A 13,695-nucleotide genomic window follows, 5' to 3' on the forward strand; every position below is an offset into this window, starting at 1 on the left:
CCCACGGGTTCGGGACGGGCCTCGCGCGTTCACTAGTCTTGTCGAGGCCTTCACGGCCGCGACCCCCGCATCGAATCGAGAGCGCCCTTGGCACACGAGACCCCCGACACCCCCGGCGACACCTACGACTTCCGCGCCATCGAGGCCGAGTGGTCGGAGGTCTGGGAGCGCGAGCAGCCGTTCCGCACGCCGGACGCGAGCGACACCCGCCCCCGCAAGTACATCCTCGACATGTTCCCGTACCCCTCCGGCGACCTCCACATGGGCCACGCGGAGGCGTTCGCGCTCGGCGACGCGGTCGCGCGCTACTGGCGCCAGCAGGGCTTCAACGTTCTGCACCCCATCGGCTGGGACTCCTTCGGCCTGCCCGCGGAGAACGCCGCCATCAAGCGCGGGGTCGACCCGCGCGAGTGGACCTACGCGAACATCGCCACGCAGAAGCAGTCGATGAAGCGCTACGGCCTGTCCTTCGACTGGGAGCGCGAGCTCCACACGAGCGACCCCGAGTACTACACGTGGAACCAGTGGCTGTTCCTCAAGATGCACGAGAAGGGCCTCGCCTACCGCAAGGACAGCTGGGTCAACTGGGACCCGGTGGACCAGACGGTGCTGGCCAACGAGCAGGTGCTGCCGGACGGCACGTCCGACCGCTCGGGCGCCGTGGTCGTCAAGAAGAAGCTCACGCAGTGGTACCTGCGCATCACCGACTACGCCGACCGCCTCGTCGACGACCTCAACCAGCTCGAGGGCACATGGCCGGCGAAGGTCCTCAGCATGCAGCGCAACTGGATCGGCCGGTCCATCGGCGCCGAGGTCGACTTCGTCGTCGAGGGCCGCGACGAGCCGGTCACGGTCTTCACCACGCGTCCCGACACGCTGCACGGCGCGACCTTCATGGTCGTCGCGCCCGACAGCGACCTGGCCGCCGAGCTCGTCGAGGGCGCGTCGGACGAGGTCCGCGCGGACTTCCGCGGCTACCTCGAGCGCACGCAGCGCCTCAACGAGATCGAGCGCTCCACGACCGACCGTCCGAAGACCGGCATCCCGCTCGGCCGCACCGCGATCAACCCGGTCAACGGCGAGCGGATCCCCGTCTGGGCGGCCGACTACGTGCTCGCCGACTACGGCACCGGCGCGGTCATGGCCGTGCCCGCGCACGACCAGCGCGACCTCGACTTCGCGCGCGCCTTCGACCTGCCGGTGCGCGTCGTGGTCGACACGACGCAGCCCGTCACGGGCGCGATCCGCATCATCCCCGAGGACGGCGAGCTGCCGGACCTCGAGGAGGTGCTGCCCGGCCGCACGGGTGTCGCGCTGCCCGGCGAGGGCCGCCTCATCAACTCCGGCTCGCTGAACGGCCTGAGCAAGCAGCCCGCGATCAAGCGCGTCATCGAGCAGCTGGAGGCGGAGGGCCGCGGCCGCGCGGCGAAGAACTACCGCCTGCGCGACTGGCTCATCTCGCGCCAGCGCTTCTGGGGCACCCCCATCCCGATCGTCTACGACGCCGAGGGCAACGAGATCCGCGTGCCGGAGGACCAGCTGCCCGTCCGCCTGCCGGACACCGAGGGGCTCGACCTCACGCCGAAGGGCAAGTCGCCGCTGGCGGCCGCCACGGAGTGGACGAACGTGCCGAGCCCCGTGGACGGCAGCCCGGCCACGCGCGACCCCGACACCATGGACACGTTCATGGACAGCTCCTGGTACTGGCTGCGCTTCCTGTCGCCCAACGACGCCACGAAGGCGTTCGACCCGGCCGACGCCGACCGCTGGGCGCCCATCGACCAGTACGTGGGCGGCGTGGAGCACGCGATCCTGCACCTGCTGTACTCGCGCTTCATCACCAAGGTCCTGTTCGACCTCGGCTACGTCACCTTCACGGAGCCGTTCAGCGCGCTGCTCAACCAGGGGATGGTGCTCTCCGGCGGCAGCAAGATGTCGAAGAGCAAGGGCGGCGTCGACCTCGGAAGCGAGATGGACCGTCACGGTGTCGACGCCATCCGCCTCACCATGGCCTTCGCCGGCCCGCCGGAGGACGACATCGACTGGGAGGACGTGTCCCCGTCGGGCTCCGCGAAGTTCCTGGCCCGCGCGTGGCGCCTCACCGGGGACATCACGAGCGCGCCCGAGATCGAGTGGAAGTCGGGGGACGAGGCGCTCCGCCGCGTCACCCACCGCTTCCTCGCGGAGGCGCCCGGGATGCTCGAGGCGTTCAAGTTCAACGTCGTCATCGCCCGCACCATGGAGCTCGTCAACGCCATCCGCAAGACCATCGACCAGGGCCCCGGCGGCGGGGACGCGGCCGTGCGTGAGGCGACGGAGGTCGTCGCCGTCGCCCTCAGCCTGTTCGCGCCGTACACGGCGGAGGACATGTGGAAGCGCCTCGGCCGCGAGGGCTCCGTGGCGTTCGCGGGGTGGCGCAAGGCGGAGCGCAACCTGCTCGTCGTGAACACGGTGACCGCGGTCGTGCAGGTCGACGGCAAGGTGCGCGACAAGCTCGACGTCGACGCGAAGATCACCGCGGAGGACCTGGAGGCGCTCGCGCGTGAGACGGCGGGCGTCAAGCGCTCCACCGCGGGGCGCACGATCGACAAGGTCATCGTCCGCGCGCCGAAGATCGTGAGCATCACCACCACGCCGGCTCCCTGAGGGACGGCCCGCGACCCCGCGTCGCGGTGAGACGGGGCGGTCCGGCGACGGGCCGCCCCGCTCCATCCCAGGGCGGATCCGCGACGGCGATCCCCAGACCCCGCCGAACGGCGCTGGCGCTGGCGCGCACCGCCTACCGTGCCCGCATGCGCCCCCTCCGCCGTCCCCGTCCCGGACCCGATGCGGGCGAGCAGCCGCGATGGGCGGGCCACGACGGGGAGCCCGACGCGGCATGGCCCTGGGACGCCGGGCCGCCCCGACGTGCGCCCGTGGACGCCGAGCGGGCCGTCGACCCCGCGCCCGCGGCCGAAGCGCCCGCTGACGCGCATCCGCTGCCCGGCCAGAGGGTGCGCGTCCGGCTCCGCGTCGGCATCGGGGCGGCGGCCCTGCTGGTCGGCGCGGCGCTCGTGGTGACGGTCCTCGTCACCGCCGTCCAGTCGGCCGACGGGTCCGCCTCGTCGGCACCCGAGGCCGGGCGCCCGAGCCCGTCGTCGCACGCGAGCACGGGCTCCGACACCGTGGACGCTGCTCCCGAGGACGGTCAGGCGGCCGGGTCCCCCGGGGCGGCGGATCCCTCCGACGCGGGCGACGCGGACGGCGCGACCGGCGCATCCGCGGCCGGCGACCGGACGCCGATCTACGTCCACGTGGTCGGCGCGGTCGTCTCCCCGGGGCTGTTCCCCCTGGCGCCGGGCAGCCGCGTCGTCGACGCGCTCGCCGCGGCGCACGGCTTCGCCGACGGGGCGGACACGGCGGGCGTGAACCTGGCGCGCGTCCTGTCCGACGGCGAGCAGCTCGTCGTCCCGCGCCAGGGGGAGACGCCGGCGGCCCCGTCCGGCGCGTCCGGCGCCGTCGGCGGGAGCGCGAGCCCGTCCGCGCCGGTCGACCTCAACACCGCGACGGCGGAGCAGCTGGAGACACTGCCGCGCGTCGGCCCCTCCCTGGCCGCGCGCATCATCGCCTGGCGGTCCGCGCACGGGCGCTTCACGCGCGTCGCCGACCTGGGACGCGTCCCGGGCATCGGCGATCGCACGCTCGCGTCGCTCACCCCGCTGGTGCGGGTGTGACGCGGAGGTCGCTGGGCGCCGGCGGCTCGGGCCGACCGTCGCGCGGGTGGTCGCGCGCGATCACGGCGGACATCGACCTCCGGCTGGCGGTCCCCGCCGCCGCCGGCTGGGCGAGCGCGGCGGCCGCGATCGGCGTCCGCGGTGCGTCGGCGCCGTCGGCCGTCGCCGCGGCGGCGCTGGCGCTGGTGTCCGCCGGGATCGCCGTCCGGTGGGCCGTGCGCTCGCGGGTGCCTGCCTCCACGACGGCGACGGCGACGGCCAGCGATGGGCCCCGCGTCCGCCGACGGCGGTCACGGCGCGCGGATGCGGAGTCGGGCGCCCGGTTCCGCCGAGGTGCGGCGGCGCTGGCCGTCGCCGCCGGGGTGACGGCCATGGTCCTCGGCGCGGCCGCCGCCCGGGAGCCGTCACGTCACCCGGAGATCCTGGAGAGCGCCGCGCACGCGGACGGAACGGTGGTCGCGGACGCCGTCGTCGACGAGCCGCCCGCCCCGATGGCCTCGCACTCCGGGAAGGGCGCCGGGAGCGGCGCCGCGCGGGTGCGTCTCGTCGCGCACCTCACCGCCGTCCACGTCGGCCGCGAGGCGGGCGGACGCACGGTCGACGAGACGGTCCGACTGCCGGCCCCGGTGCCCGTCGCGGTGTTCGCCACGGGCGGCGGCGGCCGTGGCGGCGGATCCGGCGTCGGCCGCCTGGGCGTGGGCGTCGTCGTGCGGCTGAGCGCCGCCGTCCATGACGCGGATCCGGGTGATCGCGCGGCGTACCTCCTCCTCGCGCGCGGCGCACCCGAGCCCGTGGGCGATCCCGTCGGGCCGCTCGGGATCGCGGACGACCTCCGTTCCGGCCTCGCCGGTGCGGCCGCCGACCTCCGCGGACCGGGGGCGCAGCTCCTGCCCGGCCTCGCGATCGGGGACGTGTCGGCCGTGACACCCGCGCTCGCGCAGACCATGAAGGACAGCTCGCTCACGCACCTCACGGCCGTCTCGGGCGCGAACTGCGCGGTCATCGTCGGACTCGTGCTCGCGCTGGCGGCCGCCGCCGGGCTCCGACGACCCGCGCGCGCGGTCGCGGCGCTGGCGGCCCTCGGCGCGTTCGTGATCCTGGTGACCCCGCAGCCCAGCGTGCTGCGCGCCGCCGTCATGGCCGCCGTGCTCATCGTGTCCACCGCGTCCGGCCGGCCGTCGCGCGGCCTGCCCGGCCTCTCCCTGGCGGTGGTCGTCCTGCTCACGAGCGATCCCTGGCTGGCGCGCGACCTCGGCTTCGCCCTGAGCGTGCTGGCGACGGCCGGGCTCCTCGTCCTGGCCCCACCGCTCGCGGAGCGCCTGTCGCGTCACCTGCCCCGCCGCCTGGCCGAGGCGCTCGCGATCCCCGTCGCCGCGCAGGTGGCGTGCCAGCCGGTCCTCCTCGTGCTGCAACCGGGTCTGCCCGTGCACGGGGTCCTCGCGAACGTCCTCGCCGAGCCCGCTGCCGCACCCGCCACCATCGGCGGTCTGGTCGCGTGCGTCGTCCTCCCGATCTGGCCGGCGGCGGGCGGGCTGGTGCTGCGGTTGGCGTGGCTGCCCGCCGCGTGGATCGCCGCCGTCGCCTCCGTCATGTCCCGCCTCCCCGCGGGCCGCGTGCCGTGGGCGTCGGGGCCGGCGGGCGTCATCGCCCTCGCGGTCGCGATAGCCCTGGTCGTCGCGGTGGTCGCGCTCGGCCGACCTGACCCGCCCCGGCATCCTCCGGGTCCCGTCGCCGGGCCGGTCGACGTCGCACCCGACGGCTAACCTGGATGCGCCCGACCGCCGGCCCGCCCGGCGCACGACACCGCCCCGCTCACGCCGCACCCCGCACCCACCCGGAAGGACCCGCATGGCGACCAGGACGTCCCGCAGCCCGGCGGCGAAGCCCTCCGCGGCCATCCCGCAGCTCTCCTGGGACGCGGTGCGGCCGGCCCCCATCGTCCTCGTGTCCGGCACCGAGGCCCTCCTCGCCGACCGGGCGATGCGACGCCTCCGCGACATCCTCACGGCGGAGGATCCCCGCATCGAGGTGTCCGACATCGAGGCCGACTCCTACGCGCCGGGCGAGCTCATCACGCTGGCGAGCCCGTCCCTGTTCGCGGAACCGCGGCTCATCCGCGTGGTCAACGTGGAGAAGTGCTCCGACCAGTTCCTGGTGGATGCCGTCGCGTACCTCGACTCGCCGGCGGACGACACGTACGTCGTGCTCCGGCACGCCGGGGGAGTGCGCGGCAAGAAGCTCCTCGACGCCGTGCGCGCGGGCACCGGTGGCGGCATCGAGATCGTGTGCGCGGAGCTCAAGAAGGACAGCGAGAAGCACGACTTCGCCGTCGCAGAGTTCCGGGCCGCCAAGCGCTCCATCACCCCGGGCGCGGTGCGACAGCTGGTGGCCGCGTTCCAGGACGACGTGAGCGAGCTCGCCTCCGCGTGCCAGCAGCTGATCTCCGACACCGCCCACGACATCACCGAGGTCACGGTCGACCAGTACTACGGCGGGCGCGTCGAGATCAACGCCTTCGCCGTCGCGGACTCGGCGATCGCCGGCCGCAGCGGCGAGGCGCTCGTGCTGCTCCGGCACGCGCTCACCTCGGGTGCGGACCCGGTGCCGCTCATCGCGGCGTTCGCCATGAAGATCCGCACCATGGCGAAGGTCTCCGGCGTCTCCGGCGCATCGGGTCAGCTGGCCTCGAAGCTGGGCATGGCGCCCTGGCAGGTCGACCGCGCCCGGCGCGACCTGCAGCTGTGGGACGACCAGGGCCTCGGCCGGGCCATCGAGGCCCTCGCCGAGGCGGACGCGCGGGTCAAGGGCGGCGGGCGCGATCCCGTCTACTCGCTGGAGCGCATGGTGCGCACCGTCGCCTCCCGCGGCCGCGACTGAGGCCGCCGACCGCTGACAGCCGAGCGCCGGCCCCCGCGATCCGCGCCCGGACATGACGACGGGCCCCGCGCGATGCGCGGGGCCCGTCGTTCACACCAGGGGAGGTCAGCCGATCTTGGCGACCTGCTTGGCGATCGCGCCCTTGCGGTTCGCGGCCTGGTTCTTGTGGATGACGCCCTTGCTGGCCGCCTTGTCGAGCTTCTTGCCCGCGAGGCTGACGGCCTTGACGGCCGCGTCCTTGTCGCCCGCGGTGATGGCCGTCTTGACGGAGCGGATGGCCGTCTTCAGCTCGCTCTTGACGGCCTTGTTGCGCTCCTGGGCCTTCTTGTTGGTGCCGATGCGCTTGATCTGCGACTTGATGTTTGCCACGTGTTATGTCTTCCGTTCGAGTTGTCGTCGTATGAGTTGCCGCTCAGCGAGAGAGGGCGCCTGCGGCGATACCGCGTGATCGGGGAGGATCACACGCAAGCCAACAGGCGACGATACCAGGTCGCGGGCCGGAAATCAGGCCGCGGAGCCGCGCGCGTCGCGGGACGGGCGCGGGGCGTCGTCGCCCGGCCGCACGAACCGGGTCTCGGGCTCGTCGTCGACCGCGGCGCGGATCCGCCCGAGGAAGTCCGCGGGCATGTCCGGCAGCGCGTCCACCGGCCACCACGCGACCTCGAGCGACTCGTCGTCGTTGACGCGCGCCTCGCCCGAGAGGTAGCGGCAGCGGAAGGTGAGGTCGAGGTAGCTCGCGCGGTCGCCGTTGGGGTAGGTGATCTCGCCGGTCGTGCCGACGCCGACCAGCCGCTCCACCTCCACGGTCACGCCGGTCTCCTCCTCGGCCTCCCGCCAGGCGCCGACGGCGGGCTCCTCGCCGGGCTCGAGGATCCCCGAGACGGGCGCCCACGCTCCGGTGTCCCCGCGACGGACCAGGAGCACGCGGGGTCCGTCGAGGATCACGGCGGTCACGCCCGAGAGCCACAGGGGAGCGGTGCCGACCCGCTCGCGGAGGGAGACGATGAAGTCGGGGATGCCCATCCCCCGAGCGTACCGACACCCCGGCGGCGTCCCGCCGGCACCGGATGCCCCGCATCGCCCGCCGCGTCCGGCCCGCGTCCTAGGCTCGGAGCATGCCCCTCCCCGACAGCACCGCCCCCGTCCGCGCATCCGCCAGCTCCGTCACCGCCATCGTCGGCGGCCACGTCGTCCCCGTCGACGGCGCCCCGATCCCGGGCGGCACCGTCCTCCTCCGCGACGGCCTCGTCGCCGCGGTCGGCCAGGCCGGCGACGTCGAGGTCCCCGGGGGCGCGACCGTCATCGACGCGACCGGCCGCTGGGTGCTCCCCGGCTTCGTCGAGGCGCACGGCCACGTGGGCATCCACGAGGAGGCCAACGGCCCCGCGGGCGACGACACGAACGAGATGACCGACCCGGACATGAGCTCGGTGCGCGCGATCGACGCCATCGACATCGACGACGAGGGCTTCCGCGACGCGCTCAAGGGCGGCGTCACGACCATCGTCGTCAAGCCCGGCTCGGGCAACCCGATTGGCGGCCAGTCCGTCGCCATCAAGTCGTGGGGCGGCCGCACGATCGACGAGCAGGTGGTCAGCGACGCGGTGAGCGTCAAGAGCGCGCTCGGCGAGAACCCGAAGCGCGTCTACGGCGCCAAGGACCGCACGCCGTCGACGCGCCTGGGCGTGGCCATGGTGATCCGCCGCGCCTTCCGCGACGCCGAGGACTACCGCGCCGCCCGCGACCACGCCGCGAAGGAGGGCACGCCGTTCTCCCGCGACCTCGGCAAGGAGACGCTCGTGCGGGTGCTCGACGGCGAGCTCGCCTGGGATCAGCACACGCACCGCCACGACGACATCGCCACCGCGATCCGCCTCGCCGACGAGTTCGGCTACCGCCTCGTCGTCAACCACGGCACCGAGGGCGACAAGATCGCGGACGTGCTCGCCGAGCGCGGCATCCCCGTGATCTTCGGCCCGATGATCACCTCGCGCTCCAAGGTCGAGCTCCGCGACCGCGCCGTCGCGAACCTCGCGGCGCTGCACCGCGCGGGCGTCCTCGTGGCCATCACGACCGACGCGCCCGTCGTGCCGATCGACTTCCTCGTGCACCAGGCGTCCTTCGCGGTGAAGGACGGCCTGCCGGCCGACGTCGCCCTCCGCGCCATCACGGCGAACCCGGCCGCGATCCTCCGCCTCGACCACCGCGTCGGCGCGCTCACGCCGGGCCTCGACGCCGACGTCGTGATCTGGTCGGGCGACCCGCTCGACGTCCGGTCCCGCGCCGAGCACGTCATCATCGGCGGCAGCACGGTCTACACCTGGGCCGACGGCCAGGGCACGACGGTCGAGCGCCGCACGCGCTTCGGCGCATGAGCGACGCACCGGGGTCGGCCCCCGCGCGCACCGCGGTCGTCGCGGGAGCATCGGGCTTCATCGGACAGGTGCTCGTGCGGGAGCTCGCCGACGAGGGCTACCGCGTGCTCACCGTGGGCCGCTCGGGGGCGGACGCGCGCTGGGGCGACGAGGACGGGATCCGCCGCATCGTCGACGGCGCCGACCTCCTCGTGAACCTGGCGGGCAAGAGCGTGAACTGCCGCTACGGCGTCGCGAACAGACGGGAGATCCTGCGGTCGCGCGTGGAGACGACCGCCGAGCTCGCCCGCGCCGTCGCCGACAGCGCCCGACCCGTGCCCGTGTGGATCAACGCCTCCACCGCCACGGTGTACCGCCACGCGACCGACCGGCCGCAGACCGAGTCGACGGGGGAGCTCGGCGACGACTTCTCGCCCTCGGTCGGCCGCGCCTGGGAGCGGGCGTTCTTCGCGCCCCCGCTGCCGTCCACCCGGCGCGTGGCGCTCCGGATCGCGATCGTGCTCGGTCGCGACGGCGCCCTCCACCCGCTCCTCGGCCTCGCGCGCTTCGGCCTCGGCGGCCCCCAGCTCGACGGCCGCTTCCCGGGCCGTCCGTCGCGTATCCGCGCGGGCGCCCACCACGCGTACCAGCCCACCCACGGCCGCCAGGTCTTCAGCTGGCTGCACATCGACGACCTGGTCGGCATCATCCGATTCGTGCGCGACACCCCGTCGCTCGAGGGTCCGGTCAACGCGTCGAGCCCCGCGCCCGTCACGAACCGCCGGCTGATGAAGGTCCTCCGCCGCGCGGTCGGCATGCCCGTCGGGCTCGCGGCGAACCGGTGGATGCTCGAGGTCGGCATGTGGCTGTTCCGCACGGAGCCCGAGCTCGTCCTCAAGAGCCGCTGGGTCGTGCCGGAGACGCTCGAGGCCGCGGGGTACCGGTTCCGGTGGCCCGAGCTCGACGCGGCCGTCGCCGACATCGTGCGCCGCTGACCGCGCCGCGGCGCGCGACCGCGGGGCGGGTCGCTCGCCGCGACGACGGCTCGGCGGGCCTGCCATGGGATGATCGTGGTTCCGCTCCACCGACAAGACCCGTAAGGAACGCGTGAGCCCCCTAGCAACGAAGGCCCTCCGGCCCGCCGCGACCGACCCCGCGTCCATCCGCAACTTCTGCATCATCGCCCACATCGACCACGGCAAGTCCACGCTGGCCGACCGCATGCTGCAGATGACGGGCGTCGTCGACTCGCGCTCCATGCGCGCCCAGTACCTCGACCGCATGGACATCGAGCGCGAGCGCGGCATCACGATCAAGAGCCAGGCGGTCCGCATGCCGTGGGAGCTGGACGGCCAGACGTACGCGCTCAACATGATCGACACCCCGGGCCACGTCGACTTCTCCTACGAGGTGAGCCGGTCGCTCGCCGCGTGCGAGGGCGCGATCCTCCTCGTCGACGCCGCGCAGGGCATCGAGGCGCAGACGCTCGCGAACCTCTACCTCGCGCTCGAGAACGACCTCACCATCATCCCGGTGCTCAACAAGATCGACCTCCCTGCGGCCGACCCCGACAAGTACGCGGCCGAGCTCGCCTCCCTCATCGGCGGCGACCCGTCCGACGTCCTCCGCGTCTCCGGCAAGACCGGCGCCGGCGTCGAGGACCTCCTCGACCGCGTCTCGCGCACCATCCCCGCCCCCGTCGGCGACCCCGACGCCGCCGCGCGGGCCATGATCTTCGATTCGGTCTACGACGCCTACCGCGGCGTGGTCACCTACGTCCGCATGATCGACGGCAAGCTCAGCCCGCGCGAGAAGATCTCGATGATGTCGACGCGCGCCACCCACGAGATCCTCGAGATCGGCGTCAGCTCGCCCGAGCCCACGCCCTCCGACGGACTGGGCGTCGGCGAGGTGGGCTACCTCATCACCGGCGTGAAGGACGTGCGGCAGTCCAAGGTCGGCGACACCGTCACGACCGCCGCGCGCCCGGCGACCGAGGCGCTGCCGGGCTACACCGAGCCGCTGCCGATGGTCTTCTCCGGGCTCTACCCGATCGACGGATCCGACTACCCCGACCTCCGTGACGCCCTCGACAAGCTCAAGCTCTCCGACGCCGCGCTCGTCTACGAGCCCGAGACCTCGGTCGCGCTCGGCTTCGGCTTCCGCTGCGGCTTCCTCGGCCTCCTGCACCTCGAGATCATCACCGAGCGCCTCTCGCGCGAGTTCGGCCTCGACCTCATCACCACGGCCCCGAGCGTGATCTACGAGGTCACCAGCGAGGACAAGAAGACGGTCACGGTCACCAACCCGAGCGAGTTCCCGGGCGGCAAGATCGTCAGCGTCTCCGAGCCGGTGGTGAAGGCCGCGATCCTCGCGCCCAAGGACTACGTCGGCACGATCATGGAGCTGTGCCAGTCGCGGCGCGGGGTCCTGCTCGGCATGGAGTACCTGGGCGAGGACCGGGTGGAGATCCGATACACGATGCCGCTGGGCGAGATCGTGTTCGACTTCTTCGACAACCTCAAGAGCAAGACCGCCGGCTACGCGTCGCTGGACTACGAGCCCGCGGGCTCGCAGGACTCCGACCTCGTGAAGGTCGACATCCTGCTGCAGGGCGAGCAGGTCGACGCGTTCAGCGCCATCGTGCACCGCGACAAGGCGTACGCGTACGGCGTGCTCATGACGGGCCGCCTCCGCGAGCTCATCCCGCGCCAGCAGTTCGAGGTGCCGATCCAGGCCGCCATCGGCGCGCGGATCATCGCCCGCGAGTCCATCCGCGCCATGCGGAAGGACGTCCTCGCCAAGTGCTACGGCGGCGACATCACCCGCAAGCGCAAGCTGCTCGAGAAGCAGAAGGAGGGCAAGAAGCGCATGAAGATGGTCGGCCGCGTCGAGGTCCCCCAGGAGGCGTTCATCGCCGCGCTCTCGGGCGACACGGAGAAGAAGGCCAAGTAGCCCGACGCGTCAGCAGGAGCCGGACGGCTGGGGTGATCCCGCGGCGATCCACCGTTCGAAGGACAGCGCGAGGCCGTTGGGCTCCGCGATGCCGACGTAACGGATCTCCCCGCTCCCCGGCACCGAGCAGTACCGGTCGCCCGGGAACGCCGCGACGACGCCGGGGGTCGGTCGGCCCGCCTCCGACCACTCGTCGAAGGAGACGCGGTGCCTGTCGACCCCGCGATCCGGTCGCGCCATGACGGTCTCCAGCCAGCTGAGCCGCTCGTAGACGTACTCGCCGCGCCGGTCGACGGGCGGGAACCCGAGCGTCCGCCACTCGGGGAAGCTCATCGTGTGCCAGACCGCGGAGTGCTGGTCCCATCCGGAGCTCGTCCGGACGAGGAGCTCGTCGGAGCCGGGGTGCTGCCAGATCTCCGACGCCTCGGGCAGGACGCCCCGGGACGGCTCGGGTGATCCCGCGCGTCGCCACTGGGCGGCGTCCAGGGCCAGCCCGAAGTCCGAGATGCCCACGTGCACGTCGGCGTACACCGTGGAATCCCACGGGAGGAGCCGATACGCGACCGTCGCCGGGATCGGGACGGGCGACCCGTCGGCCTGGTACTGCTCGGTCGTGGCGAAGGCGTAGCCGCGGTCCGGATACCGCGGGGTGTAGACGAGCGCGTCGGTGAACGGCAACGAGTAGTACGGCCTCCCGGGAAGTGCCTCGGCCGGCGCGGGGAGCGCGACGGCTCCGCCTAGGGCGAGCGCGGCGCCGATGACGAGGGCGGTGATCGAGCGGTGCATGACGACCTTCCCGGCGGCGGCATCGTCGCCGCTCCCGACGACCTCCCGAGGAGATCGGTGTCCGCCCGTCGAGTCGCGAGGGCTGCGGTCGGATCTCCACCGTAGGTCCTGGGCGGCGAGCGGGCGACCCCGCGCGGTCACGGATCCGTCTCATCCTGGCCGCACGCACGACGCGCCCCCTGCCTCAGAGGCAGGGGGCGCGTCGCGTGCGGGGAGGGAGCGTCAGCAGGCGGTCGGCGTCCGCGAGCCGGCGGCGACCCACTGGCGGAACGTCAGCGCGAGCCCCTCGGGAGCGGCCATGCCGATGTAGCGGATCTCGGTGCTGCCGGGGGCGGAGCAGTACTTGTCGAACGGGAAGGCCTGCAGGACCTTCGGCGTCGGGCGCCCGGCGTCGAGCCACGTGTCGTAGGAGATGGGAGCGTCCTCGCCCGTGACGGGGTCCGGGCCGACGATCGTGTCGAGCCAGGCCAGCCGTGAGAAGCCGGTCCCGGGGCGGTAGTCGACGGCGGGGTAGCCGAGGGTCCGCCACTCGGAGAAGGTCATCGTGTGCCACTCGGCGGCGTCCGAGCCCCAGAGCGTGCCGGTGCGGACGAGCAGCTCGTCGGACGTGTCGTACTGGACGACGAGGGAGGAGATCGGGAGCACGTTGCGCGTGGGGGTCGGCGATCCCGCGCGGCGCCACTCGGCACCGGACAGCGTCGCGGTGAGGCCGGAGTGCGTGCCGATCACGTCGGCGAAGACGGTGCTGTCCCAGGGGAGCACGCGGTACTCCACGTCGGCGGGCACGGGACGCGGGAAGCCGTCGGCCTTCCACTCCGCGTAGGACGCGTACCCGACGCCGGGCTCGTCGGCGGAGATGGAGGACTCCAGGATGAGGGAGTCGCTGAAGGGGACCGAGTAGTAGGTCCCCCCGGCGGCGGCCTGGGCGGGCGCCGCGGCGAGCAGCGAGCCGCCGAGGGCGAGCGCCCCGACGAGGGCGAGGGCGGGCAGTGAGCGGTTCATGGTGGCCT

11 protein-coding genes are annotated in these 13,695 nt (G+C 73.5%); 7 read left to right on the top strand and 4 right to left on the bottom strand.

Annotated features, from left to right (window positions below):
• Positions 1-87: 87 nt before the first annotated feature.
• The 4 genes from leuS (at position 88) to holA (ending at position 6,590) form a co-directional block, all read left to right on the top strand.
• Positions 88-2,646: a leucine--tRNA ligase gene (gene leuS, locus ITJ40_RS07860; protein ID WP_194666504.1), complete on the top strand. Its 2,559-nt coding sequence runs from the start codon at positions 88-90 to the stop codon at positions 2,644-2,646.
• Between the two features lie 146 nt (positions 2,647-2,792).
• Positions 2,793-3,713: a helix-hairpin-helix domain-containing protein gene (locus tag ITJ40_RS07865; protein WP_228511867.1), complete on the top strand. Its 921-nt coding sequence runs from the start codon at positions 2,793-2,795 to the stop codon at positions 3,711-3,713.
• The gene (locus tag ITJ40_RS07870) at positions 3,710-5,476 is read left to right on the top strand and encodes a ComEC/Rec2 family competence protein (RefSeq protein WP_194666505.1); all 1,767 of its coding nucleotides are present in this window, start codon (positions 3,710-3,712) and stop codon (positions 5,474-5,476) included. The genes ITJ40_RS07865 and ITJ40_RS07870 overlap by 4 nt, the downstream gene beginning before the upstream one ends.
• A gap of 85 nt (positions 5,477-5,561) precedes the next feature.
• The gene (gene holA, locus ITJ40_RS07875) at positions 5,562-6,590 is read left to right on the top strand and encodes a DNA polymerase III subunit delta (RefSeq protein WP_194666506.1); all 1,029 of its coding nucleotides are present in this window, start codon (positions 5,562-5,564) and stop codon (positions 6,588-6,590) included.
• 105 nt (positions 6,591-6,695) lie between these two features.
• Here holA and rpsT read toward each other — a convergent pair whose 3' ends face one another.
• Positions 6,696-6,959: a 30S ribosomal protein S20 gene (rpsT, locus tag ITJ40_RS07880; RefSeq protein ID WP_012038238.1), complete on the bottom strand. Its 264-nt coding sequence runs from the start codon at positions 6,957-6,959 to the stop codon at positions 6,696-6,698.
• Between the two features lie 135 nt (positions 6,960-7,094).
• Positions 7,095-7,613, bottom strand: coding sequence for an NUDIX domain-containing protein (locus ITJ40_RS07885; RefSeq protein ID WP_194666507.1), 519 nt, complete (start codon positions 7,611-7,613; stop codon positions 7,095-7,097).
• A 92-nt stretch (positions 7,614-7,705) separates the two neighbouring features.
• Here ITJ40_RS07885 and ITJ40_RS07890 point away from each other — a divergent pair, with 92 nt between their 5' ends.
• The 3 genes from ITJ40_RS07890 (at position 7,706) to lepA (ending at position 11,899) form a co-directional block, all read left to right on the top strand.
• Positions 7,706-8,965 (top strand): amidohydrolase, encoded by a 1,260-nt coding sequence (locus ITJ40_RS07890; protein ID WP_194666508.1) that lies wholly within the window; start codon positions 7,706-7,708, stop codon positions 8,963-8,965.
• Positions 8,962-9,939: an epimerase gene (locus ITJ40_RS07895; RefSeq protein WP_194666509.1), complete on the top strand. Its 978-nt coding sequence runs from the start codon at positions 8,962-8,964 to the stop codon at positions 9,937-9,939. The genes ITJ40_RS07890 and ITJ40_RS07895 overlap by 4 nt, the downstream gene beginning before the upstream one ends.
• A gap of 112 nt (positions 9,940-10,051) precedes the next feature.
• A complete protein-coding gene (gene lepA, locus ITJ40_RS07900) occupies positions 10,052-11,899 on the top strand; it encodes a translation elongation factor 4 (protein WP_194666510.1) in 1,848 nt (615 codons plus the stop codon).
• Between the two features lie 9 nt (positions 11,900-11,908).
• Here lepA and ITJ40_RS07905 read toward each other — a convergent pair whose 3' ends face one another.
• The gene (locus ITJ40_RS07905; protein ID WP_194666511.1) at positions 11,909-12,685 is read right to left on the bottom strand and encodes a hypothetical protein; all 777 of its coding nucleotides are present in this window, start codon (positions 12,683-12,685) and stop codon (positions 11,909-11,911) included.
• Positions 12,686-12,907: 222 nt separating this feature from the next.
• The gene (locus tag ITJ40_RS07910; RefSeq protein WP_194666512.1) at positions 12,908-13,687 is read right to left on the bottom strand and encodes a hypothetical protein; all 780 of its coding nucleotides are present in this window, start codon (positions 13,685-13,687) and stop codon (positions 12,908-12,910) included.
• Positions 13,688-13,695: the final 8 nt, after the last annotated feature.

This window comes from Clavibacter sp. VKM Ac-2872, from assembly GCF_015351105.1.
Classification (GTDB): domain Bacteria; phylum Actinomycetota; class Actinomycetes; order Actinomycetales; family Microbacteriaceae; genus Clavibacter.

Coding starts and splice junctions, on each gene's coding strand:
- holA (WP_194666506.1), top strand. CDS start 5,562: ATGGCGACCAGGACGTCCCGCAGCCCGGCGGCGAAGCCCTCCGCGGCC.
- ITJ40_RS07865 (WP_228511867.1), top strand. CDS start 2,793: ATGCGCCCCCTCCGCCGTCCCCGTCCCGGACCCGATGCGGGCGAGCAG.
- ITJ40_RS07895 (WP_194666509.1), top strand. CDS start 8,962: ATGAGCGACGCACCGGGGTCGGCCCCCGCGCGCACCGCGGTCGTCGCG.
- ITJ40_RS07890 (WP_194666508.1), top strand. CDS start 7,706: ATGCCCCTCCCCGACAGCACCGCCCCCGTCCGCGCATCCGCCAGCTCC.
- ITJ40_RS07910 (WP_194666512.1), bottom strand. CDS start 13,687: ATGAACCGCTCACTGCCCGCCCTCGCCCTCGTCGGGGCGCTCGCCCTC.
- ITJ40_RS07905 (WP_194666511.1), bottom strand. CDS start 12,685: ATGCACCGCTCGATCACCGCCCTCGTCATCGGCGCCGCGCTCGCCCTA.
- ITJ40_RS07885 (WP_194666507.1), bottom strand. CDS start 7,613: ATGGGCATCCCCGACTTCATCGTCTCCCTCCGCGAGCGGGTCGGCACC.